Here is a 22,664-nt window from a genome sequence, read left to right as displayed (position 1 = left end):
GCGGTTGCGGCTGGATTTGTTCACGGGCGGATCACCACGATGTCGGCCGCTTCCGGGAACTTCATCCCCAGCCGACCGCGCGCTTCCTGATCAACACGCGTGGCCTGCGCCAGCGTTGCCTGTTCCAACTGCAGGCGGCCGAACTCGATATTGAGTTCGTCGCGCGCGTGTTCGAGCTTGGACAGCTCGACAAACAGCTGCCGATGACGGTGACGCATGAACACCACACCGATCGCCGAAGCGATGGTGCAGGCCAGCAGCACGATCAACAGCAGACGGCTCATCGCGCGTCTCCCTTGGAGGCCGGGATCGGGGAATGGGGATTGGGGAATGAAGCTTTACCGGGGTTCTTCAGTCCCGGTTCCCCACTCCCTGTCTCCCGCTTCTCAGCAACCCGCAGCACGGCGCTGCGCGAGCGCGGATTGACCGCCAACTCGTCGTCTTCCGCCTTGATGGCACCGCCAATCAGGTCCAGCGTCGGCACGAACACGCTGATCTCGGGCAGACGGCGGTTGGTCGGCGGCGCTTTGGCGTGGCGATTCATGAACTGCTTGACGATGCGGTCTTCCAGCGAATGGAAGCTGATCACCGCCAGACGGCCACCGGGCTTGAGCCGCGCCATCGCCGCGTCCAGCCCGGCTTCAAGATCGGACAGTTCACGGTTGATGTGGATGCGGATGGCCTGGAAGCTGCGCGTGGCCGGGTGGATCTTGTCCTTGCCGCGCGGCATCACCGACGCAATCAAATCCGCCAGCTCCGCCGTGCGCGAGAACGGCTGGGTTTCGCGGCGGGCAACAATGGCACGGGCGATGCGGCGGCTCTGGCGTTCTTCGCCATAGGTCCACAGCACATCGGCGATTTCGCGATCATCAACGCGGTTGAGCCACTGCGCCGCGCTCTCGCCCGAATCCGGGTCCATGCGCATGTCCAGCGGGCCATCCTTGCCGAAGCTGAAACCCCGCTCGGCCACATCCAGCTGCGGCGAAGACACGCCCAGGTCGAACAACACGCCATCCAGACCGGCGGCGGTCTGCTCCCAATTCAACAGGTCGGCAAAGCTGCCGCGATAGATCGACACACGGCCATCGGGCGCAAAGTCGCGCTCGGCCACGGCAATGGCTTCGGGGTCCTTGTCCATGACCAACAGACGGCCGTCCGCGCCCAGTTGGCGCAGCACGCCGGCGGCATGACCGCCACGTCCGAACGTGCCATCCAGATAGGTACCGTTTTCGATCACCCTCAGGCCCTCAAGGACCTGGGTGTACAGCACCGGCAGATGACCCGCCGGCGGCTGTGACACCGGAGGGTGACCGGTTTGCGCTTGACCGCGCACCCGGGCACCCCGGCTCACAACTTCAGATCGAGTAGCCCATCGCCCAGATCCTCGTCAGACAACGTCTGCTGGATCAGTGCGCGATGCGCTTGCTCGCTCCACAACTCAAACTTTTCACCCATGCCCATCAGCACTGCTTTCTTCTCGATGCCCACCGCGCTGCGATGACTGGAAGGAAGGCTGATGCGGCCGTTCCCATCCAACTCCAGATGGGCGGCGGAACCGACAAGCTTCTGCTGAAGGGTGCGCACTACGCGCTGGGTATTGGGCTTTGCCATTACATCGTCCCGCACCCGCTCCCACTCCTGCTCTGAGTACAACCACAGGCAACCGGCTTCAAACGGGTTGTAGGTCAGCACCAGACGATTGCCGCTGGCACGCGCAACGAGGTCGCGGTAGGCGGTGGGCACCGCCATGCGTCCCTTGTCGTCAACCGTGATGGCCGTCTCGCCCTGAAACACCCGTATGCACCCGTTTGTCTGATTGCGTAAGGAAAGTTATTGAACCACGAAAAACCACAAAAGACCCGGTTTTCCCTCTGATACCCACCTTAGCAGTGGCACAAAGGTTGTCAACAACTTTCCGCAAAGAAAATCACTATTTGCATCAAGGGTTTGCGGCAATGTTTAGAGACTTGTTCAAGGCTTATCCACAAGTTGCTGTTTCGTCTCAAATTTTGAGATTCCCAGGAAATTCAGCACTGTAGAGACCGCGTGAAAATAGGACCGCAACCACCCCACCATTCAGACTGGGATGGCCGGGAACTGCGCAACGCGGCACACTCCGTGCATGTGTCTCGTCACCATTGCTTGGAATTGCCATCCCCGCTGGCGCTTGGCCATGGCGGGCAACCGTGACGAGTTCCATGCACGCCCCACCGCGCCACTGCAGCGCTGGGCGGAACCGTATGAAGCGGTAATCGCCGGACGCGACCTGCGCTCAGGCGGCAGCTGGATGGGAGCGAACGTGCGCGGCCATGCGGCCGTGGTTACCAATGTGCGCGACCCAACCGCCCCCACAGGCGGACCATCGCGCGGTGAATTGATCGCCGGCTATCTGAGCGGCTCGCTGGACAGCATTCGCTACACCGAAGCACTGGCCAATCGCGCCGGCCAATTTGCGCCCTTCAATCTGCTGATTGCCGATGCAGAGCACTGCGCCTACCTCGGCAATCATCCGGCCGGCTGGCAGAACCTGCCGCCGGGCGTGCACGGCATGTCCAACGGCAGCCTGGATGCGCCGTGGCCCAAAACCCTGCGGCTGATGCGCGCGATGGAAAAGTGGTTGGCACAGGACGCGACCACGCTGGATGCGATCTGGCAGGCGCTGGCGGACGAAAGCCGCCCCACCGATTCGGAACTCCCACACACCGGCGTCCCCATGGAATTGGAGCGCCGCCTGTCCAGTGCATTCATCCGTGGCGCCGACTACGGCACCCGCGCCAGCACGGTGATCGTCATTGATCACGCAGGGCAAGGCTTCATCCACGAACGGCGCTTTGGCCCGGAAGGTGTTTTTCTCGGCGAAACCCGAGCGGAGATTCCTGGCGACGGGAACTGAGAAAGCCGGCGCGAAAGCGCTGCTTGTTGGTGGATGGAGCCCTACCGAAAACAAGGGCCCCCTCATCCGCCCTCCGGGCACCTTCTCCCGCGAGCGGGAGAAGGGCTGAGATACAACACCCTTCGCATGCCTGAAGCGATGCGACGCGAGCCAAGCAATCCCAATGGAGTAGCGCTTCTCGCATGCCTGAAGCGATGCGAAGCGAGCCAAGCAATCTCTATGGAGTAGCGCCTCTCGCATGCCTGAAGCGATGCGAAGCGAGCCAAGCAATCTCTATGGAGTAGCGCCTCTCGCATGCCTGGAGCGATGCGAAGCGAGCCAAGCAATCTCAATCACACTAGAGCCCCCTTTAGTAAAGGGGGCGCGCCGACAGGCGCGGGGAATTGGAAGGCCAGAGGCCCGGGGCCCAAGATTTCGCCCTGCGAAACCTTGGGGCTTTTCCCGCCTGGTAGGCGGGAAAAGCGGCGGAGCCGGCCGATAAGCCGGGTTTTGTCGTGAGCAGTCATTCCTCTAGGCGCCACGTCACCGTGACGCTCAAGCAACCTACCCGGACCCGACGCGGGCCACGCCATTAGGTCCCTATTTGGTCTTGCTCCAGGTGGGGTTTGCCGTACCGGTCTGTTGCCAGACTCGCGGTGCGCTCTTACCGCACCATTTCACCCTTACCACGCACCCGAAGGCCGTTCGGCGGTATCTTTCTGTTGCACTTTCCGTCGGCTCGCGCCGCCCAGGCGTTACCTGGCACCTTGCCCTGTGGAGCCCGGACTTTCCTCGGCATTCCCGAAGGAATGACGCGACTGCCTGGCCGACTCCGCCGCGCGCATTGTCGCATCGGGGCAGGAAATGGGGAACAGTGAATCGGGAATGCAGGGCGGAAGCAGGCTGCTGCGCCATGCAACCATTCAGGCAGACGAGAGAGGCGAGATGCTTCGGCACCCTGCACTACACCTCAAATCTGTCGCAGGGCTGCAAGGCCCACCAGCCCGCATCGGCAAGCGACTTCCCATTCCCTGCTCCCCGTTCCCCGCTTAAAACCCGTACAACGCCTTGCGCGGTGCGCCGCTCAGTTCGGCGGCGAGCTTGGCGGCGGTGGACGGCGGCAGGTGTTCGTTGAGCTTGGCGTAGAGGCGGCGGCCTTCGGCGATCTTGCCCTCTTCGTCGTCGGCGGCGCCTTGCACCATCACCACGAATTCGCCCTTGCGCTGGTTGTCGTCGGCCAGCACCTTGGCCAGCAACTGCTCCAGCGTGCCGTCGAGCACGGTCTCGAATAATTTGGTCAACTCGCGTGCGACCACGGCCGGGCGGTCGTTGCCGAAGGCGGCGCCCATGTCGGCCAGCGATTCAGCAATGCGGTGCGAGGACTCATAGAACACCAGCGTGCCGGTTTCGCTGGCCAAGCGCTGTAGGCGCTCACGCCGGCCCGACGATTTGGCCGGCAGGAAGCCTTCAAATACAAAGCGATCGCTCGGCAATCCGGCCACGCTCAATGCGGCGATGGCGGCGCAGGCGCCGGGAATCGGGCTGACCTTGACACCGGCCGCGCGCGCGGCGCGCACCAGCCGGAAGCCGGGATCGCTCACCAACGGCGTACCAGCATCACTCACCACCGCCAGCGATTCACCGGCCAGCAGCCGCGAAACCACGCGCTCGGCCATCGCCTCTTCGTTGTGATCATGCAGCGCCACCAACGGCTTGCTGATGCCGAAATGCGACAACAGCTGGCCGGTGTGACGCGTGTCTTCCGCACAGATCGCCGCCACCGACCGCAGCACGTCCTGCGCACGCGGCGTCAGATCGCCAAGGTTGCCGATGGGCGTGGCAACAACAAACAAGGTGGCGGCTGGGGTACTCATCATCGGCTTTTCCATGGGCAAGGGTAGAATCGTACCGTTTCCCCCGCCCGGCACCGCCGCGCCCTGTCGAACGGATATCAAATGAACAAGTCTGTCGCCGCCCGGATTTCCGCCCTGTCGCTGTCGATACTGCTCTTCGCGGGCTGTGCCACCACCAGCGTTGCGCCCACCAGCTCGCCCGCCCAGCAGGCCGCCATTGCGCTGCTTGAACAAGGCAAACCGCGCGAGGCTGCGCAGCAGTTGGAAGCCCAGGCCGCACTGGCGCGTGGCGCGGCCAAGTCGCTGTTGCTGGCTGACGCGGCGTTCGCCTGGCACGAAGCCGGCGACAGCGCCCGTGCCCGCATGCTGATCCCACAGGTACAGTCGCGCCAGCTCAGTGGCGCCACCCAGCAGCGTTACAACCTGATGCTGGCCGAGCTGGCCTTGACCGAAAAACAACCGGCCGTCGCCCTGCAGGCATTGGCCGGCAGCGCCGACCAACTGCCCGCACCGCTACAGGCCCGCTGGTATCTGGCGCGCGCGCAGGCGCTTGAAACCACCGGTGATGCCTTCAACGCCGCGGTCGAGCGCGCCCGCGCCGCCGCTCTGCTCACCGGCACTGCGCGCAACGACAACCAACGCGCCATCACCCGCCTGCTGGCCGGTCTGGACGATGCCACGCTCGCCAGCCGCACCGCCGCGTTGCCGGCTGGCGACCCGCTGTACAACCATGCGGGCCGCGCACTGATCGCACGCGGCTTGCCGTTGCCGCGCCCCTTCGAGCGTGGCGCCGCCTGGCAGCTGGATACCGGCAAGCGTCCGCCGGCCGATCCCGATGGCTACCGCCCGCCGGTGAAGATGGCCGTGCTGCTGCCGCTCAGCGGCAACATGGCGACCGCTGCCGCACCGGTGCGCGATGGCCTGTTGGCCGGTTACTACGCTGAAAACCGCCGTCGTCCGCAAATTGATTTCATCGACACCCACGGCACCGCTGCCGGTGCCAATGCCGCCTACGACAAGGCCGTGGCCTCGGGCGTGGATTTTGTGGTCGGGCCGTTGGGCCGCGATGAAGTGGATGCACTGTTCCAACGCGAACTGCAGGTGCCGTTGCTGGCACTGAACCGCGGCAAGGACAGCCCGCCCGCGGGCAGCGCCGGTTTCTCGCTGGCGCCGGAAGACGACGGCATCATGGCCGCCGAATACCTGCTCAGCCGCGAGCGCGGCAACGTGCTGGTGATCGCCAGCAATGACGATGCCGGCCGTCGCGCCAGTAGCGCATTCAAGGAGCGCTTCGCCGAGCGCGGCGGCAAGGTCGCCGCCAGCATCAACGTCGGCGACGCGCCGGGCGACATCGGCGCGCAGCTGCGCCAGACCAACGGCGTGGATGCGGTGTTCCTGGCGGTCAAGGGCAACCAGGCGCGCGCACTGGCGCCGCAGCTGGCATTGGCCGGGCTGTCGGCAGTGAGCCGCGTTGGCACCTCGCAGTTGATCAGCAACACCGGCAAGGCCGACGAAGACACTGCGCTGGACGGCATTGTCTATCCGAGCGAAGCCTGGACCACGCGCGGCGTTGCCGGCCTGCCCGCTGCCAGCAGCGTGGCCAGCACCCTGCCGACCGCTCGCGGCGCCGCGGCACGTTTGTTCGCCTTCGGCTTTGATGCGTGGAAGATCACCGCGTATCTGGAAAAGCTGGCCAACAGCACCAGCGGCGGCCTGTTCGGCGCGACCGGCACGCTGCACCTGGACGGCTTCGGCAATGTGCTGCGCACGCCGGCATGGTCCACCTTCAGCGGCGGCCGCCCGACTCCGATCGGTGATGGCCGCTGATCCACTGCAGCGCGGCGCGGCGGTCGAAAGCGCCGCCCGCGCGCATCTGGAAGCCGCCGGCCTGCGTTGCCTGGCGACCAATGTGCGTTTTCGCGGCGGTGAGTTGGACCTGGTTATGCGTGACCCCGCCACCGACACGCTCGTTTTTGTCGAAGTGCGCTATCGGCGCTCTGCGGCCTTTGGCGGCGGCGCAGCATCGGTGGATGTCGGCAAGCGTCGCAAGCTGCTGCTTGCCGCGCAGTTGTACCTGGCCAGCAACCCACGCTTGGCCAACGCGCCGTGTCGCTTCGACGTGGTCGAAGCCAGTGGCGAGCCGCCGCGCCTGCACTGGATAACCGACGCCTTCCGCGCTGACGACTGCTGATGCCAAGTATCTTCACCCACGCTGCGGTTCCGCTTGCGCTGTGGTGCGCCAGTGAGCGCGACCGCATTTCGCCGCGACTGCTTGGCGCCGGCGTGATCGCCGCGATGCTGCCCGATGCCGATGTGCTGGCATTCGCGCTGCACATTCCCTATGCCGATGCCTTTGGCCATCGCGGCGCCAGTCACTCCTTGCTGTTCTCCGCGTTGATAGCGCTGCTTGCGTTGCTGTTGGCGCGCCCATTGCGGGCGACACGTCTGCAGGCTGCCGCGTTTGTGTTCATCTGCGCGCTCTCGCATCCGTTGCTGGATGCATTCACCTCCGGCGGTCTTGGTGTCGCGCTGTGGTGGCCGTGGAGTGACGCACGCTTGTTCGCGCCATGGCGGCCGATACGCGTGTCGCCGTTTGCCAATAATTTCTTCAGCGCACGCGGCTTGCAGACCGTTCTATCGGAACTGCGCTGGGTGTGGCTGCCGCTGTTCCTCTGCGTGCTGGGCTGGAAAGCCATCCAACAGCGCGCGCCGGTTGATTCCCGATGCCCATGACTGCCCTGCCCGACACCTTCAGCCAAACCTTGTCGCAATTGCTCGGCGATGGCTGGCGCACCGACGCCAATACGCTGGAAGCGCACGCGCAGGACAACTCCTGGCGTCACGCCCTGCCGCAAGGCGTGGCGCTGCCGAGCACCCGCGAACAGGTGCAGGCCATTGTCCGCGCCTGCCGCGAACACGGCGTGCCGCTGGTCGGCCGTGGCGCAGGCACCGGCACCACCGGCGCGGCGGTGCCGACCGCTGGCGGCGTGGTGCTGTCGTTCGCGCGCATGAATCGCATTGTCGATATCCGTGCTGGCGACCGCTGTGCAGTGGTCGAGCCCGGCGTGCTCAATGGCGATCTGCAACAGGCGTTGACGCCGCATGGTTTGTTCTGGCCGCCGGATCCGTCCAGCGCCGACATCTGCAGCATCGGCGGCAATCTGGCCTGCAATGCCGGCGGCCCGCGCGCGGTGAAATACGGCACCAGCCGCGACAACGTACTTGGCCTGGTTGCGGTCACCGGCACCGGCGAGCTGATTCAATGCGGCGGCGCCTATACCAAGGATGCGACCGGCTTCGACCTCACCCATTTGATCGTCGGCAGCGAAGGCACGCTCGCCTTGATCGTTGAAGCCACGCTCAAACTGGCACCGCGCCCACGCGCACAGGCCGGCTTGCGCGTGCTGTACCGCGATGCTGCCGCCGCCGCTGCAGCGGTATCGCGCGTGATGGCGCAGCCGGTCACGCCGACCATGCTCGAATTCATGGATGCGCGCAGCCTGGAGCTGTTGCGCCGCAATGGCGCGCAGGTGCCGGAGGCAGGCGCAATGCTGTTGATCGAAGCCGATGGCGACGACGACACCCTGCCCTATCTGCTCAACGCATTGGCGCAAGCAGCCGAAGGCGACGGCATGCTGGAACTGGATGTCGCCACCGACGGCAGCGCGCGCGACAAACTGTGGGCTGCGCGCCGCGCGTTGTCGCCCGCGTTGAAAAGCATCGCGCCGGGCAAGATCAACGAAGACGTGGGGGTGCCGGTATCGCGCATCCCGGAGCTGGTGGAAGGCGTGCAGCAGCTGTCAGCCGAAGCACGGCTGCCGATTGTCACCTTCGGCCATGCCGGCAACGGCAACCTGCACGTCAACATTCTTTATCACCCGGATGACGCCGACGAAAACGCACGCGCGCATGCGGCGTTGCCGAAAGTATTCGCACTGGCACTGGGATTGGGCGGCACACTGTCCGGCGAGCACGGCATCGGCATCGCCAAACGTGACTTCATGGCGCAGGCATTTTCCGCCAGCACGCTGGATGCGATGCGCGCGATCAAAAAGGCGCTGGACCCGGACGGCATTCTCAATCCGGGAAAAGTGTTGCCACCGACGTCGGCCCAGCACTGAAACAGCGCCGTAGGCTGGGGTGTCATCCCGGCACCTCAACGTCATGCAAACAATGCGGATCGGCCTAGCCGGAAAACGCTACTGGGATTTCATCCCCGCCGACGCGGCCACTTCCATCGCGCGTGCAACAACGCGCTATCAGGCCAGCGCTTCGGCATAGCGGCAGGACAACAACGCCTTGACCAGGAAATCCACCTGCATCGCTTCGCGCGCGTCCACCCACATCACCGGCAGGCGATGGCCGGCGGCGGCAAGCCCGTCACGCAACGCACCAAATGCGAACCCCGGTTCGCGATCCTGGCAGGTGACGCCGACGGCGAAACACGCCTCCGGCGCCAAGGCGCGGAAGTGTTCCAGCAACGTCAACGTACTTGGCAGCGCGCGCGGATTGAGTGCGCTCACAAGTACGATGACGCCGATTGCGCCCTCGGCCACGATGGGCCACATGAAATCCAGATACGCCTGACCAGGCACGCCGTAGACGTGCAGCAACTCGCCACCGCCCAGCTCGATGGAGCTGTAATCCAGCGCCACGGTGGTGTGTGATTTGCCCTGCGATACCTGCAGCGCATCTTCATCGCTGATGGGCATCTCCGTACTGATCGGTTCCATGTCCGAGATCGACCGGATGGCAGTCGTTTTTCCCGCACCCATTTCACCGACGAAAACCAGTTTGGTTGCCATATGTCAGTCCTGAAGCCCTTTGAAAGTGAGCCCGAATCGCTTGGCAATGCGCGTAAAGAAACCGGTCACCGTACTGCCACTTGTGCGTGATGTTGCTTGAACGACGGCGGTGTCGAGCAGCCCGCTGCACGCCGCCGCGGCCATGATACGGGCAATTTCCACCTGCGGCATATCGATGGCAAGCGCCAATTCGGCGCATCGCCAAGGGCGCTGCATCAGGGCCGCCATCGGCAACAACCACGCCACCGGCAAGGCGCCGGTCTGCACCTCCGGCCAACCGCGCAGCTGCCAGAGCTGGGCCATTTCCACCGGCACCAGCGGCTCATTGACCAACGCCGCAGCCTGCCAGCAGAAGTCCTCGAAAACGTGTTGACTGACGGCGTCGTCCAACGTGTCGGAGGTCGCCAGCGTCAAGGTCCAATTTGATTCAGCAGCGGCCTTCAAACAGTTTTCATACGGAAGATCACGCAGCAGCGTCACCCGGCTGCGCTCAGCATTGACCTGCAACTTGAACAGGCCCATGTGCAACTCGCAGGCGCTGCCCTTGCTCTGCGCAAGGCTGGCGAACAGGGTGCGCGATGGGGGCCGCTCGACAACGGGATGTTCCTGCTGCTGCAGCAGCTGACGCAGGTGCTGGAAGATGTCGCGAACGCTGGCGCCGTAAGCAACGCCCGGCACCGACAATGCAGCCAACGTGCGCCGGCTCACCGCCAGCACTGGCACGCCGTTGTGCCTGGCTTCGTGCACCACCAACTGCCCTTCGGCGTCATCGGCAAACGCCACCAGCAGATCCACCTTCTGGCGGTTCCACTCATGCACCTCAGCCTGGATGTACTCGGCCATCAGCAGCGAACTGGCGACCTTCAGCCGCATCATGTGCAGCACGTCCAGGCCATGGCATCCAATCACGGCAGCAGAAATATTGCGTGCGGATGCACTCATCGGTTTGATCGGGCGTGGACGTGAAAGTGCGTCATGCACACCGCTGCCCGGAAGGCGGGCAGCGATGCGTCAACAGATCACTTGAAATCGAGCGTCTGCTCAAACGACTTCAGCTCATGGCGGGCGAGCGCCAGGTTGGCACGGGAACGGTCCAGCACCACATACAGGAACAGATCCTGGTTGCTCTCCAACGGACGCACCAGGTGGTACTGCTTGGACAGCGTGATCAGGATGTCCTCGATGCTGTCGGACAGGCCCAGCGATGCGGCAACGCGACGCTTTGCGCGCACCACTTCGGTGTTGCCGGCTGCAGCGACTTCCAGGTTGATCGGGCCGCCACCGAGCATGCCAAGGGCCATGCCGCTGTCGCTGTCCACCAGCGCTGCACCGACGAAGCCAGCGATCTCATTGAGCTTTTCCAGTTTGACGTTTCCAGCCATGTCTTTCTCCGTGCACTCGTTTTGTTGTCTTGCCAGGATGCGTCGCCATGCCGTAGCGCGGAATGAGCAGAACGCGTATTTGCAGAACCCAATCCATCGGTGCCGGTCTGTCGCATGACAGCCGGAGCACCGCTGACACAGGCGCGTTGCAACAGGATTTACAGCAATGATCCGATCCGGGCCGCGGCATCGCGGGCCGTGTACAACAAGATCGCAAGCGACGTGTCGGCATGCCCCAATGCCGCCAATGTGTACGGCCGTCCCGCAGCCACACGCACCAGCACCATGCTTCCCTGTGAGGTGGACAGCGTCACGTAATCAGCCGTGCTCAGGCCGAGCTCGCGCGACAGTGTTTCGCCCAAGGTAAGGAAGGAATTGCTCATCGCCGAAAGGCGGCGCGGATCAAGCGTGTTGTAGGAACGATGGGCAACGGCGCGGCCGTCCCCGGTCGATACCAGCAACATTGAAACCCCCGTGCCACGGGACAGGACGGCATCCAGTTCGGCTTCCAATGCCGGGTTATCACCCGACGCCAAAGGCGCACCTACATCCCCGATCTTCGCCCTGACCTTTTCCAGCGTTGCCGTTTCCACTACCAAGCCCCCTGCTTGCCGTCGCCGATGCGAACCCCCGCATCAAAAACACGACGCTCATCACGGTTGCGATGATAAATATGAATAGGTGGATGATGTGTGAATGGAATCCACACGCCGCGCGGCGGGCTTTTCTTATTGACCTGCTACCGAAAAATGGTCGAAGCCCAACCGCGATGTCGCCAACACCGTGCCCTCCCCATTGACCAGTTGAACCCCACTTCCGGCCCGAATATAGCCAATACGGGACACCGGAACTGCTACGCAGGCCATGCTTTCGGACACCTGTGCACGCAGCGCGGCCGGCGCGGTGAAGCACACCTCGTAGTCGTCACCCGCCGTCGCACGCAGCGCGCGGAACAATTCGGTCTCGCCCACTTGGTCGGCCATCGACGAGGTTGGCAACGCACTTTCCAGCACTTCCGCAGCGACCTGGCTGCGCTCGCAGATGTGGCCCAGGTCGGCCAGCAGGCCATCGGATACATCAATGGCGGCGGTCGCCAAACCCCGCAGTGCCAAGCCTGCCGCCAAGCGCGGCGTCGGCCGTGCCAATCGGCAGCGCAGGTATTCCAGCACGGTATCTGCGGACGCGACGCTGACGTCCAGCCGCTGCTGCTGCCACAACGCCAAGGCCACACCCGCTTCGCCGGGCACGCCAGTCACCCACACATCGTCGCCGGCTTGTGCGCCATCACGGCGCAGTGCTTCGCCGGCCGGCACATGCCCCATCGCGGTGATCGAGATCGACAGCGGACCGCGCGTGGTGTCGCCACCAATCAAGGCGATGCCATGTTGATCGGCCAACTGGAAGAAGCCATCGGCGAAGGCATCCACCCAATCGGGCGACGCCTCCGGTAACGACAGCGACAAGGTGCACCAGGCCGGCGCAGCGCCCATCGCGGCGAGATCGGAAAGATTCACCGCCAACGCCTTCCAGCCGATGTCGGCCGGCGGCGTCTCTGGCGGGAAATGCACACCGCTGTTGAGCGTGTCGGCGGTGACCACCAATTGCTGGCCGGCCGGCATCTGCAGCAGCGCGGCGTCATCGCCAATGCCCAGCGCGACATCGTCCCGCGCACCGGCACGGCGGCGGATGCGCTCGATCAGACCAAACTCGTCCAGGCTCATGTTCAGGCCCCTCTAAAAACAACAACGCCGGAGCCGATGATGCCGGCCCCGGCGCAGTGATGGAAAACCGCTGGCGGAAGTCACCGCCCGCCCGGGCTTAGTGGCCCGATTCAGTCTTGCGCCATTCCACCGCAGCGCGGTCGAGCACGCCGTTGACGTAGGTGTGGCCGTGTTCGGAACCAAACCGCTTGGCGGTTTCGATGGCCTCGTTGATCACCACGCGATAGGGCACGTCCTGGCGGTAACGCAGTTCGTAGGCAGCCACGCGCAGCACGGCGCGTTCGATGGCATCCACTTCTTCCACGCCACGGTCCACGAACGGCGCCAGCGCCTCGTCCAGATCACGGCGGTTGTCGAGCACGCCACGCAGCAGGCTCTCGAAGTAGGTCAGATCGGCGATTTCATGCGCCTGCTCGTGGGCGAACTGCGCCAGCAGCGACTCGGCGTTACCGCCGGAAATCTGCCAGGCGTAGATCGCCTGCAGGGCACGACGACGGGCGCGCGAGCGCAGCACCGGGTCGACGCCATCGCGACGGACCGGCTTTCCGGCAGGCTTGCCGTTGTTCTTGTTGTTCATGGCAACTGCTCCAGAAGATTGACCATTTCCAAGGCCGCCAATGCGGCCTCCTCACCCTTGTTGCCGTGGCTGCCGCCTGCGCGGGCCTCGGCATCCTCCACCCGTTCCACCGCCAGCACGCCATTGAGCACCGGCACGCCGAAGTCCAGCTGCGCACGCATCAGGCCCTCGGCGCAACGGTCGGCAACGTGTTCGTAATGGCGGGTGTCGCCACGGATCACACAGCCCAAGGTAATGATGGCGGCATGCTGACCAGCGGCGGCCAAACGGGTCGCCACCAGCGGAATTTCCCACGCACCGGGCACGCGCACCACGTCGATGGCGTCCTCGCCGATGCCGTTACCGGCCAGGCTCTGGCGTGCACCGGCCACCAGCACATCGGTGATGCGGGCGTTCCAGCGGCTGGCGATGATGGCAAAACGGGCCGGACCGGCCGGGCGGAGGTCGCCTTCGTAGTGGCTCATGGGGTGTGGGGGATCCTGAGGGTGGGTAAGTTTAACGTGCGCGGGCAGTGGGGGTGCGGGCCGGGATGCGAGTAGAGCGCGGTGATTGGGGAGGAAAAGGCAAAAAGCCGCTCCCTCCCCCCACACTCAGGCCTCAGGCCTCAGGCCTGTACGGTCTCGACAATCTCCAGCCCATAGCCGGCCAGGCCGATCTGCCGGCGCGGCGTACCGAGCACGCGCAGCTTGCCCAGGCCGAGGTCGGCCAGGATCTGCGCACCGGCACCGTTACGGCGCCACTGGCTCACATCCTTGTCCTTGCCCGGGACGACCGGCGCCGGCTGCTGCAGCAAGCGGGCCAACAACGCGCTGGTATCGCGCGGTGCCGACAACACCACCATCACGCCGGCTCCAGCCGCGTCGATGGCGCGCAGCGCGTCGGTGTTGGCCACGCCGAAATCATCACGACGCCAATGCAGCAGATCGGCCAGCGGGTTTTCCACCTGCACGCGCACCAAGGTGGGCGTGTCCTTGTCCGGGGTGCCTCGGACCAGTGCGAAATGCAGGTCGTTGGCAATGCGGTCGCGGTAGGTGACGAGCTTGAACGGGCCGAATTCGGTCTCGATCTCACGTTCGTCCACACGCTCGACGGTGTGCTCGGTGGCCAGACGGTAGGCGATCAAGTCGGCGATGGAGCCCATCTTCAAACCGTGTTCGCGGGCGAACACTTCCAACTCCGGGCGGCGCGCCATGCTGCCGTCGGGGTTGAGGATTTCCACCAGCACACCGGCCGGCTCCAGCCCGGCCAACATGGCCAGATCCACGCCCGCCTCGGTGTGACCGGCGCGGGTCAGCACGCCGCCCGGTTGAGCGATCAGCGGGAAGATGTGGCCCGGCTGGTGCAGATCCGACGGCTTGGCGTTGGGCTTCACCGCCGTACGGATGGTGTGTGCGCGGTCGTGCGCGGAGATGCCGGTGGTGACGCCTTCGGCCGCTTCGATGCTGACCGTGAAGTTGGTCTGGAACTGCGCGGTATTGGCCTGCACCATCGGCGCCAGACCGAGGTCGGCGGCGCGGGTGCGGGTCAGCGGCAGACACACCAGACCACGGCCATGCGTGACCATGAAATTGATGTCCGACGGCTTGACCAGCTCGGCGGCCATGATCAGGTCGCCTTCGTTCTCGCGGTCTTCGTCATCGACGATGACGACCATGCGACCAGCGCGGATTTCTTCCAGCAGTTCCGGAACGGGGGCGAAATTCATTGCGCGGCTCCTTGGCCCAGCAGGCGCTCGACATAGCGGGCGACCAGATCGATTTCCAGATTCACCGCACTGCCCACGGCCGTGGCCGAGAACGCGGTGTTGGCGACGGTGTGCGGGATCAACGCCACCTCAAAACCTTCGTCATCGGCTTCGTTGACGGTGAGGCTGACGCCATCCACGCAGATCGAGCCCTTCTTGGCGATGTACTTGAGCAGCGGTTTAGGCGCTGCAAAACGCCAACGCAGCGAACGCGCATCCTCGTGGATGGACAGCACCTTGCCGAGGCCATCGACGTGGCCGCTGACCAGGTGGCCGCCGAGACGGTCGGTTGGGCGCATGGCGCGTTCGAGATTGATGACCGCGCCTTCGGCCAATGCCCCCAGCGTGGTCAACGCCAGGGTTTCGGTCGAGGCATCGGCCTTGAAGCTGTTGCCGTCGAATTCGATGACAGTCAGGCATACGCCGTTGATGGCGATGCTTTCGCCCATCTGCACCTGATCAAACGGCAGGTTGCCGACATTGAAGGTGAAGCGGACATCGCCGCCGATGGGTTCGCGTGCGGCCAGACGGCCGACGCCTTCGATGATTCCAGTGAACACTAAACGTTCTCCGCAGTTGGTGAGCGAAAAACGCCGCAAGGCAAACAGGCGCACGGACCCCGCAAAGGGCCCGAAACACCGTCTTCTTTCATCCGGACTATGACCGTCGGCTCCGGCATCTGACCGGATCTGCTGACCTTTGACTGGCAGAACCAGGCAAAGCGCTCGCGGGCTCACAAGGGCCCCATCGGGGATTCCCTGCCTACCGCCGGTGGGGAATTGCACCCCGCCCTGAAGACGTTTGTGTGATTGCCGGCGAACCGGCGCGGCGATTGTACCAGTGCCGGTGAATGGCTGGCTTAATGTAAATTTTTCGTTAGAATCACCCCGCCGCGACATGAGGTCGCGGAACCAGCCCGCAAAGGGCTGGCCGAAATGGACATCACTTTCTGAACAAAGGAATCCCCATGCGCAAGACCCTGTTTCTGGCTGCCCTGCTGGCAGCCACCCCGTTTGCTGCGTCCGCTGACGAGCTGAGCTACACCTACGTCGAAGGTGGCCTGACCCAGGTCCGCGTCAACGACGATTTCCTGAACGATCCCCACGCCAATGGCGGCTATGTGCGCGGCTCGTTCGCCATTGCCGAGCAGGTCAACGTGTTCGGCGGCTACTCGCAGGCCTCCAAGAGCCAGCGTGTCTACGGCACCCGCGTGAAGTACGAAGTAGGCCAGCCGGAGCTGGGCATCGGTTACCACATGAACATGTCCGATCGCGTGGATTTCACTGCCGATATCGCCGTGCTGCGCCTGAATGTCGAAGCGAAGATCTCCGGCACGCCCGGCTATACCGGCGAAACGATCAAGGACCACACCACCGCCGGCCGCGCCACGCTGGGCGTCCGTGGCAAGCCCTCGGCCCGTACCGAAGCCTGGCTGAAGGCCGGCGTGATCGACGGCAGCGACATCGACAGCGAGTTCGTCGGCGTGCTGGGCGGCCAGGTGAAGTTCAACAAGACCTGGGGCCTGGTGGCTGAAGTGCAGATGCTGCAGGACGTCACCCAGTACTCCGCCGGCGTGCGCGCCAGCTTCTGATCCAGCCGCACTGGATTGGACACGACGGGAGCCGAAAGGCTCCCGTTTTTGTTGCACCGCCGCCATCGCGCCAGTGCGTGCAAACCCCACCTCCGCGGGCTTGCTCGTATCAGGCAGGACGCAACGACAGTCGCAGGTCCTTGCCGAGCATCCGCGCATCCTTCACGTCCAACCGAACCGCCTGCGCCATCGTTTCGATGCCCAGGCCGGCAAGCAGCGGCTTGGCGCTGTCGCCCATCAACAACGGCGCGATGTACAGCAACACCTCATCCACCAGACCTGCGTTGACCAGCGCGCCGCAGAGTGTGGGGCCGGCTTCGACATGCACTTCATTGATGCCGCGCGCGGCCAGCGAGGCCATCACCGCGTGCAGATCAAAGCGGCCATCGGCCAGCAGCGGCGACGCGGCGAATTCGGCGCCATCCAGCACCGGCGCAGTCAATGCGGGATCGTGCAGGTACAAGGTGGCCGCATCACCTTCGCGCACGCGGGCGCAGTGCAAGGTGCGCAACTGCGCGTCCAGCACCACCCGCAATGGCGGCAGGAACTCGCCTGTTTCTGGCCGCGCGGTCAACAGCGGATCATCGGCCAGCACGGTCGCCGCGCCGGTCAGAATGGCACCGGCGCGTGCGCGCCAGTGCTGCACGTCGGCACGCGCCGCTTCGCCGGTGATCCACTTGGATTCACCGTTGGCCATCGCCGTGCGTCCGTCCAGACTGCCGGCCAGTTTGATGCGCACAAAGGGACGCCCGCGTTCAATGCGCGACAGAAAGCCTTGGTTGAGTTCGCGCGCCTTGTCGCCCATCAAACCCACCGCAACCTCGATGCCGGCCTGCCGCAGCAGTGCGAAACCGCCGCCATCGACATCCGGGAACGGATCGCCCATCGCCGCAACCACGCGCGCCACGCCGGCTTCGATCAAGGCCAATGCACACGGCGGCGTGCGGCCGTAATGCGCACACGGCTCCAAGGTGACGTACGCGGTGGCGCCGCGTGCGCGCTCACCGGCTTGGCGCAAGGCGAACACTTCGGCATGCGGGCCACCGGCACGCTGGTGCCAGCCCTCGCCCACCACCTCGTCACCGTGAGCGATGACGCAACCGACCATCGGATTGGGCCGCGTGGTCCACGCGGCACGCTCGGCCAGGCGCAATGCGCGGGCCATCAGCAGGTGGTCGGTGGCGGTGAAAGCGTGCATGAAGGTCTCCGATACGGTGCATCGCGCAATCACGCAACAGCTGCGTCGCGCGGCATTTTCTGCAGGGAAGAGTAGAGCCAATCAATGGCGGTTGCATGGATGGGCGGGATTGCTGATCCGTAAATGTGCATGACGGCGTTCGCAGGAGCGGCCTTGGCCGCGAAGCCGGGACATGGTCAGTTTCGCGACCAAGGCCGCTCCTACAAGCAACCCATGGAGCCGACGAACGGCTTCTCTACGAATCTCTGGTCGCAATCGCCATCACGGTGATCGCCAGCGGCCCCAGCTGCAACTGGGTGTGTACGTGCCAGCCCAGGCTCAGGTACCAGTCCACTTTCTGCGCTTCGCAGTACAGATACAGCGTTGGCACATCGAGCGCGGCGGCCTGGGCGACGCAATGGCGCACCAGTTGCGCGCCGACGCCCTTGCCGCGTGCGCGCGGTTGTACATACAGCGACGCCAACCAAGGCGACCAGCCACGGATCTGTTCGTGATCGTCGTGCAGCAGGCTTACCGAACCGAGCCAACCGGCGTCATCCTCGGCCAGCCAGGTGCAGGGAATGGCGTCGCGTTGTTGCGTCCGCAATTCCTGCTCGGCTTGGGCGAGTGTCCAGTCAGGCAGCAACGCGCCGAAGGCCTGCACATGCGCAGCCGCCAACGCGGGCAGCACGGCCAGCCGGTCGTGCAGATTGACGATGCGCATCGGTTTCAGCGTGCGATTTTCCTGGCGCGGCGGGCACCGCCTTCCAGCAAGGGAAGTTGATCGTCGTCGGTGGGATGGTCGCGCTCGAGTTTTTCGATCTCGTCGCGAAAATCGGCCACGTCTTCAAAACTGCGGTACACCGAGGCGAAGCGCACATAGCCGACATGGTCGAGCTTGCGCAGTTCATCCATGACGAACTCACCCAGGCGGATCGACGGCACTTCGCGTTCGCCGCTCATGCGCAACTGGTGCACCACCGCGCGTACTGCCGCTTCGATACGTTCTTCCGACACCGGCCGCTTGCGCAGCGCGCGATCAAACCCTACCCGCAACTTGCGCGCATCGAAGGCCTCGCGCCCACCATCACTTTTGACGATGACCGGCAGTTTGAGTTCGATGGTTTCCAACGTACTGAAACGCTCACCGCAAGCCTCACAGCCACGACGACGGCGGATGGTCGCGCCATCTTCGGAAACGCGGGAGTCGATCACGCGGGTGTCAGTGTGTTGGCAGAAGGGACAATGCATCAGCAGAACCGGGAATGGGGATCAGGGAGCGGGGAATGCGGGATTTCCGCTGCTTTCGCCACTTTACGTTGAAGCGCTTTCTTCAGCGCCTGCAACTGGATGGAAACGCTGCGGTGCTGTGCCAACGCCGTATCGGCCACCACCTGATCGACAAAGCCCAGACGCAGCGCAAGCAACAGCTGGGTCTGGAGTTCCGCCAGTGAACCGGATGCCATGGAAAGAAAGCGCAGGTAATCGGGGATGGAATACCGTGCATTGCCTTCGGCGATGCACGAAGGCACGGAAACCGCGACCCGCTTGATCTGACTGCTCAGACCGAACCGCTCGTCGAGCGGAAACCGCGCTGCGATTTCATAGACCTTCTCCACCAGGACCATCGCTTCTTCCCACACCCTCAAGTCGCGGAAATTCGTTGCCATGCCCATCCCTGGATGACACTGACAGGCCACAACGGCCTGTCATTCCCTGTTCCCTAATCCCGGTTCCCAGCTATCAGCCGTAAACCGGGAACTGCTTGCACTGCAGGGTGACGTTCTCACGCACGCCGGCAATCACCTTTTCATCGCTCGGGTTGTCCAACACGTCGGCAATCCAGTTGGCCAGGGCCACGCTGTCTGCTTCCTTGTAACCGCGGGTGGTGATGGCCGGGGTGCCCAGGCGCAGGCCCGAGGTCACGAACGGCGAACGCGGGTCGTTGGGCACCGAGTTCTTGTTGACGGTGATGTGGGCCTTGCCCAGCGCGGCTTCTGCGTCCTTGCCGGACACGTCCTTGCCGATCATGTCCACCAGCATCAGATGGTTCTGGGTGCCGCCGGAGACGATCTTGTAGCCGCGCGAAATCAGCGTGGTCGCCATCGCCTGGGCGTTCTTCACCACCTGCTGCTGGTAGGCCTTGAATTCCGGCTCCAGCGCTTCCTTGAACGCCACGGCCTTGGCGGCGATGACGTGCATCAGCGGGCCGCCCTGGATGCCCGGGAACACGATGGACTGCAGCTTCTTCTCGATTTCCTCACCGGCGCCCTTGGCGATGATGAAGCCACCACGCGGACCACGCAGGGTCTTGTGGGTGGTCGAGGTCACCACGTGCGCGTGCTCGATCGGGTTCGGGTAGACGCCTGCGGCGATCAGACCGGCGACGTGCGCCATGTCCACGAACAGGTACGCGCCCACCTTGTCGGCGATGGCACGGAAACGTGCCCAGTCGATGACCTGCGAGTAAGCCGAGAAACCGGCAACCACCATCTTCGGCTTGTGTTCCAGCGCCAGGCGCTCGACTTCGTCGTAGTCGATCAGGCCGGCTTCGTTCACGCCGTACTGGATCGCGTTGAAAATCTTGCCCGAGGCATTGACCTTGGCACCGTGGGTCAGGTGACCGCCGTGGGCCAGACTCATGCCCAGGATGGTGTCGCCCGGCTGCAGCAGCGCGAAGTAGACGGCCTGGTTGGCCTGCGAGCCGCTGTGCGGCTGCACGTTGGCGTAATCGGCGCCGAACAGCTGCTTGAGGCGGTCGATGGCGAGCTTTTCGGCCACGTCCACATATTCACAGCCGCCGTAATAGCGCTTGCCCGGGTAACCCTCGGCATATTTGTTGGTCAGCTGGCTGCCCTGGGCTTCCATCACCATCGGGCTGGCGTAGTTTTCGCTGGCAATCAGCTCGACATGGTCTTCCTGGCGCTGGCATTCCTGGGCAATGGCCTTGGCCAACTCGGGATCGTAGGACTCGATACGGACATCACGCGAGAACATCACAGCTCCTGGTACTGGGCGAGGGAGCTGCCGATTGTAGCCCGTTCCGGCCGTCCAGCCGCCCCTTTATCGGCGTTATGGCCGCCGCCACGCACAGGACCCAAATGAGACGACCGTCACACAATAAAACGGTTTCGTAAGAACGGTGATCGTCTCCGCCTGCTTCTCACGGTTAACCAGATAAGCCGCCGGTTCTATCCGCCGCACGGCGCCTTTGAACCGTAAGGAACACGCTCTGATGCAACGCCCTGGCCGCTCCCGCTATGCCCGCCCCTTCCGCCCGCTGCCGCTGCGCGCGGGCCTGCTTGCCTTGGCGCTGGCCGCCGTTAACGGCCAGTCCGTCTGGGCGCAGACGGCCGATGCCGCGCCGGCCACTGCACCGGCAGCGGCCACCTTGCAGATTGCCCGGGTCACCGTGGAAGGCGTGGGCGAGCACCCGGCCAGCGGCATCAGCCCGGCGGCCATTGATGCCATCGCCAACCAGGCGCTGCGTGAGATCAGCCCAACGCTGCCGGCGGCGCTGAATTTCGAGCAGATCCAGCAGATCAACAACCGCATCACCCAGGCTTACCGCGATGCGGGGTTTCTGGTGTCGCTGGCCTACGTGCCGCCGCAGCAGATTGGCGACAACCAGACACTGACCCTGAAAGTCATGGAAGGCCGCGTCGGCCGGGTGCTGGTGCAAGGCAGCCAGCGTTATCGCGACGACCAGCTCAACGCCAGCAGCCTGGGCTTGATCGGCCGGCCGCTGCGCAAGGCCGAACTGGACCGCGCCCTGCTCTACGCCCGCGATCTGCCCGGCGTGTCGGTCACCTCGGTGCTGCAGCCGGGCCAGAACGAAGGCGAAACCGACATCATCCTGGTGGCCACCGACAGCACCCACCCTTACGAAATCAGCGCGGGGCTGAGCAACCACGGCACCGACAGCACCGGCAAGTACCGCGCCGAGCTGGGCGTGAGCGCGTTCAACGCGCTGGGCGCCGGTGACGTGCTGGCCGCCAGCGTCGGCTACGGGCTGAACCCGGCCGACAGCTGGCAGGCGGCACTGTCGTTGAGCATTCCCTCGTCCCAGGTGGACGGACTGAGCGCCATTGCCGGCATCAGCCGCAGCGAAATGGAACTGAACTCCGGCCCGTTCGCCGCCCTCGGCATCAACGGCCCGACCACGCAGTTCTATGCCGGCAGCGACTGGAAGTTCATCCAGCGCACCGACCTGCAGGTACAGGCCTCGGCCCGGCTGATCCACGAACAATCGCGGCTCGACGGCCTGGGCATGGAGTTGTCGCGGCATGCCTTCAACGTGGTCGATGCGGGCTTGAGCCTGCGCCATACCGACCGCCGCTGGCGCGGCATCAACCTGGCGCAACTGTCGGTACGCAAATCCTTCGACGACCAATCCTCGCCGATGAACTGGCTGTATCCCGCCCACGACGCGTACTTCTGGGTCAGCCGCTTGACCGCTGCGCGTCTGCAGGCCCTGCCTGCCAACCAGCGCCTGCTGCTGCGTGGCAGCGCCCAGTTCACCGATGACGCGCTCACCCCGATGGAGCAGTTCAGCGTGGGCGGGCCGACCAGCGTGCGCGCCTATCCGCTGTCCGCCGCCTTGGGCGACCGCGGCGTGCAAGCCACGTTTGAGTACCAACTCAGCGCACCGGGCTTTGCCGACACGCCGTCGCCGTTCAACGGCCGCCGCTGGGGCGATCTGCTGGAGCTGTCGCTGTTCTACGACTGGGGCCGCACGTCGCCGGCGTCGGACAACCGCCGCCTCGGCATCCTGCCGACCACGCTGGAAGGCGCCGGCATCGCCGTTGGCCTGCACCTCCCCTGGCAGCCCGCGCTGAAGCTGGACCTGAGCGCCGCTAAACCAACTGGCCGCTACCGCGCCCCCGATGCTGATGACGTCCAGGTGTGGGCGCGCATCGGTATGAATTTCTGAGGATCTGAA

The 22,664-nt window shown here is 64.5% G+C and carries 25 protein-coding genes, 1 other RNA gene and 1 riboswitch; of the genes, 7 read left to right on the top strand and 19 right to left on the bottom strand.

The genetic code is table 11. From position 1 onward, the window contains the following. Positions 1–20 precede the first annotated feature (20 nt). The 3 genes from ftsL to ACREP4_RS04095 are packed head-to-tail and all read right to left on the bottom strand — an operon-like array spanning position 21 to position 1,749. Positions 21–284: a cell division protein FtsL gene (ftsL, locus tag ACREP4_RS04105; RefSeq protein WP_057633384.1), complete on the bottom strand. Its 264-nt coding sequence runs from the start codon at positions 282–284 to the stop codon at positions 21–23. After that, positions 281–1,333, bottom strand: coding sequence for a 16S rRNA (cytosine(1402)-N(4))-methyltransferase RsmH (gene rsmH, locus ACREP4_RS04100; RefSeq protein WP_431595312.1), 1,053 nt, complete (start codon positions 1,331–1,333; stop codon positions 281–283). The genes ftsL and rsmH overlap by 4 nt, the downstream gene beginning before the upstream one ends. Before the next feature lie 14 nt (positions 1,334–1,347). Continuing rightward, a complete protein-coding gene (locus ACREP4_RS04095; protein WP_231732509.1) occupies positions 1,348–1,749 on the bottom strand; it encodes a division/cell wall cluster transcriptional repressor MraZ in 402 nt (133 codons plus the stop codon). 373 nt (positions 1,750–2,122) lie between these two features. On the opposite strand from ACREP4_RS04095, the gene ACREP4_RS04090 reads away from it, so the two are divergent. Further along, the gene (locus ACREP4_RS04090; protein WP_431594936.1) at positions 2,123–2,893 is read left to right on the top strand and encodes an NRDE family protein; all 771 of its coding nucleotides are present in this window, start codon (positions 2,123–2,125) and stop codon (positions 2,891–2,893) included. Positions 2,894–3,355: 462 nt separating this feature from the next. On the opposite strand, the gene rnpB is transcribed toward ACREP4_RS04090, so the two are convergent. Both rnpB and rsmI read right to left on the bottom strand, forming a co-directional pair. Then, positions 3,356–3,706, bottom strand: an RNA gene (gene rnpB / locus ACREP4_RS04085) — RNase P RNA component class A. A gap of 215 nt (positions 3,707–3,921) precedes the next feature. After that, positions 3,922–4,746 carry a 16S rRNA (cytidine(1402)-2'-O)-methyltransferase gene (gene rsmI, locus ACREP4_RS04080; RefSeq protein WP_431594935.1) on the bottom strand — a complete coding sequence of 275 codons (825 nt, stop codon included), beginning with the start codon at positions 4,744–4,746 and terminating at the stop codon, positions 3,922–3,924. Between the two features lie 81 nt (positions 4,747–4,827). Here rsmI and ACREP4_RS04075 point away from each other — a divergent pair, with 81 nt between their 5' ends. From ACREP4_RS04075 to ACREP4_RS04060, 4 genes are read left to right on the top strand one after another with little or no spacing between them, the layout of a single operon-like run. Further along, positions 4,828–6,552 carry a penicillin-binding protein activator gene (locus tag ACREP4_RS04075; RefSeq protein WP_431594934.1) on the top strand — a complete coding sequence of 575 codons (1,725 nt, stop codon included), beginning with the start codon at positions 4,828–4,830 and terminating at the stop codon, positions 6,550–6,552. Beyond that, positions 6,542–6,916: a YraN family protein gene (locus ACREP4_RS04070; protein ID WP_431594933.1), complete on the top strand. Its 375-nt coding sequence runs from the start codon at positions 6,542–6,544 to the stop codon at positions 6,914–6,916. The genes ACREP4_RS04075 and ACREP4_RS04070 overlap by 11 nt, the downstream gene beginning before the upstream one ends. Next, positions 6,916–7,458 (top strand): metal-dependent hydrolase, encoded by a 543-nt coding sequence (locus ACREP4_RS04065; RefSeq protein WP_431594932.1) that lies wholly within the window; start codon positions 6,916–6,918, stop codon positions 7,456–7,458. The genes ACREP4_RS04070 and ACREP4_RS04065 overlap by 1 nt, the downstream gene beginning before the upstream one ends. Further along, entirely contained in the window at positions 7,455–8,846 is a 1,392-nt protein-coding gene (locus ACREP4_RS04060) for an FAD-binding oxidoreductase (RefSeq protein WP_431594931.1), read from the top strand. Before ACREP4_RS04065 ends, ACREP4_RS04060 begins: the two co-directional genes overlap by 4 nt. A 138-nt stretch (positions 8,847–8,984) precedes the next feature. Here the strand turns inward: ACREP4_RS04060 and ACREP4_RS04055 are convergent, their stop codons facing one another. The 9 genes from ACREP4_RS04055 to ACREP4_RS04015 form a co-directional block, all read right to left on the bottom strand. After that, positions 8,985–9,530 carry a GTP-binding protein gene (locus tag ACREP4_RS04055; protein ID WP_431594930.1) on the bottom strand — a complete coding sequence of 182 codons (546 nt, stop codon included), beginning with the start codon at positions 9,528–9,530 and terminating at the stop codon, positions 8,985–8,987. A 3-nt stretch (positions 9,531–9,533) separates the two neighbouring features. Continuing rightward, a complete protein-coding gene (locus tag ACREP4_RS04050) occupies positions 9,534–10,472 on the bottom strand; it encodes a hypothetical protein (protein WP_431594929.1) in 939 nt (312 codons plus the stop codon). A 77-nt stretch (positions 10,473–10,549) separates the two neighbouring features. Continuing rightward, on the bottom strand, positions 10,550–10,912 hold the full coding sequence (locus ACREP4_RS04045; RefSeq protein WP_431594928.1) for a roadblock/LC7 domain-containing protein: 363 nt from the start codon (positions 10,910–10,912) through the stop codon (positions 10,550–10,552). A 158-nt stretch (positions 10,913–11,070) separates the two neighbouring features. Next, positions 11,071–11,505 (bottom strand): roadblock/LC7 domain-containing protein, encoded by a 435-nt coding sequence (locus tag ACREP4_RS04040; protein WP_431594927.1) that lies wholly within the window; start codon positions 11,503–11,505, stop codon positions 11,071–11,073. Positions 11,506–11,640: 135 nt separating this feature from the next. Then, complete coding sequence (thiL, locus tag ACREP4_RS04035; RefSeq protein WP_431595311.1) at positions 11,641–12,627, bottom strand: thiamine-phosphate kinase; 987 nt, start codon at positions 12,625–12,627, stop codon at positions 11,641–11,643. Positions 12,628–12,730: 103 nt separating this feature from the next. Further along, positions 12,731–13,210: a transcription antitermination factor NusB gene (gene nusB, locus ACREP4_RS04030; RefSeq protein WP_057633372.1), complete on the bottom strand. Its 480-nt coding sequence runs from the start codon at positions 13,208–13,210 to the stop codon at positions 12,731–12,733. After that, positions 13,207–13,674 carry a 6,7-dimethyl-8-ribityllumazine synthase gene (ribH, locus tag ACREP4_RS04025; protein ID WP_431594926.1) on the bottom strand — a complete coding sequence of 156 codons (468 nt, stop codon included), beginning with the start codon at positions 13,672–13,674 and terminating at the stop codon, positions 13,207–13,209. The genes nusB and ribH overlap by 4 nt, the downstream gene beginning before the upstream one ends. 140 nt (positions 13,675–13,814) lie before the next feature. Further along, positions 13,815–14,915 (bottom strand): 3,4-dihydroxy-2-butanone-4-phosphate synthase, encoded by a 1,101-nt coding sequence (gene ribB, locus ACREP4_RS04020; protein WP_431594925.1) that lies wholly within the window; start codon positions 14,913–14,915, stop codon positions 13,815–13,817. Next, positions 14,912–15,514 (bottom strand): riboflavin synthase, encoded by a 603-nt coding sequence (locus tag ACREP4_RS04015; RefSeq protein ID WP_431594924.1) that lies wholly within the window; start codon positions 15,512–15,514, stop codon positions 14,912–14,914. Before ACREP4_RS04015 ends, ribB begins: the two co-directional genes overlap by 4 nt. Before the next feature lie 76 nt (positions 15,515–15,590). Next, positions 15,591–15,757: riboswitch (FMN riboswitch) on the bottom strand. Between the two features lie 164 nt (positions 15,758–15,921). Here ACREP4_RS04015 and ACREP4_RS04010 point away from each other — a divergent pair. Next, positions 15,922–16,545 (top strand): outer membrane beta-barrel protein, encoded by a 624-nt coding sequence (locus ACREP4_RS04010; protein WP_431594923.1) that lies wholly within the window; start codon positions 15,922–15,924, stop codon positions 16,543–16,545. Positions 16,546–16,654: 109 nt separating this feature from the next. Here the strand turns inward: ACREP4_RS04010 and ribD are convergent, their stop codons facing one another. The 5 genes from ribD to glyA all read right to left on the bottom strand — a co-directional run bounded on the left by ribD (position 16,655) and on the right by glyA (position 20,719). After that, positions 16,655–17,743: a bifunctional diaminohydroxyphosphoribosylaminopyrimidine deaminase/5-amino-6-(5-phosphoribosylamino)uracil reductase RibD gene (gene ribD, locus ACREP4_RS04005; protein WP_431594922.1), complete on the bottom strand. Its 1,089-nt coding sequence runs from the start codon at positions 17,741–17,743 to the stop codon at positions 16,655–16,657. 235 nt (positions 17,744–17,978) lie between these two features. After that, a complete protein-coding gene (locus ACREP4_RS04000; RefSeq protein WP_431594921.1) occupies positions 17,979–18,446 on the bottom strand; it encodes a GNAT family N-acetyltransferase in 468 nt (155 codons plus the stop codon). A 5-nt stretch (positions 18,447–18,451) separates the two neighbouring features. Further along, on the bottom strand, positions 18,452–18,973 hold the full coding sequence (gene nrdR, locus ACREP4_RS03995; protein WP_431594920.1) for a transcriptional regulator NrdR: 522 nt from the start codon (positions 18,971–18,973) through the stop codon (positions 18,452–18,454). After that, positions 18,973–19,392 carry a four helix bundle protein gene (locus tag ACREP4_RS03990; protein ID WP_431594919.1) on the bottom strand — a complete coding sequence of 140 codons (420 nt, stop codon included), beginning with the start codon at positions 19,390–19,392 and terminating at the stop codon, positions 18,973–18,975. Before ACREP4_RS03990 ends, nrdR begins: the two co-directional genes overlap by 1 nt. A 73-nt stretch (positions 19,393–19,465) precedes the next feature. Beyond that, positions 19,466–20,719 (bottom strand): serine hydroxymethyltransferase, encoded by a 1,254-nt coding sequence (gene glyA / locus ACREP4_RS03985; RefSeq protein WP_431594918.1) that lies wholly within the window; start codon positions 20,717–20,719, stop codon positions 19,466–19,468. 238 nt (positions 20,720–20,957) lie between these two features. On the opposite strand from glyA, the gene ACREP4_RS03980 reads away from it, so the two are divergent. Further along, the gene (locus tag ACREP4_RS03980) at positions 20,958–22,655 is read left to right on the top strand and encodes a ShlB/FhaC/HecB family hemolysin secretion/activation protein (RefSeq protein WP_431594917.1); all 1,698 of its coding nucleotides are present in this window, start codon (positions 20,958–20,960) and stop codon (positions 22,653–22,655) included. The last annotated feature ends 9 nt before the right edge of the window (positions 22,656–22,664 follow it).

Origin of the sequence: Stenotrophomonas sp., from assembly GCF_050737575.1 — a bacterium.
In the GTDB taxonomy this organism is placed as follows: domain Bacteria; phylum Pseudomonadota; class Gammaproteobacteria; order Xanthomonadales; family Xanthomonadaceae; genus Stenotrophomonas.
This window is presented reverse-complemented; position numbering and strand designations above follow the sequence as displayed.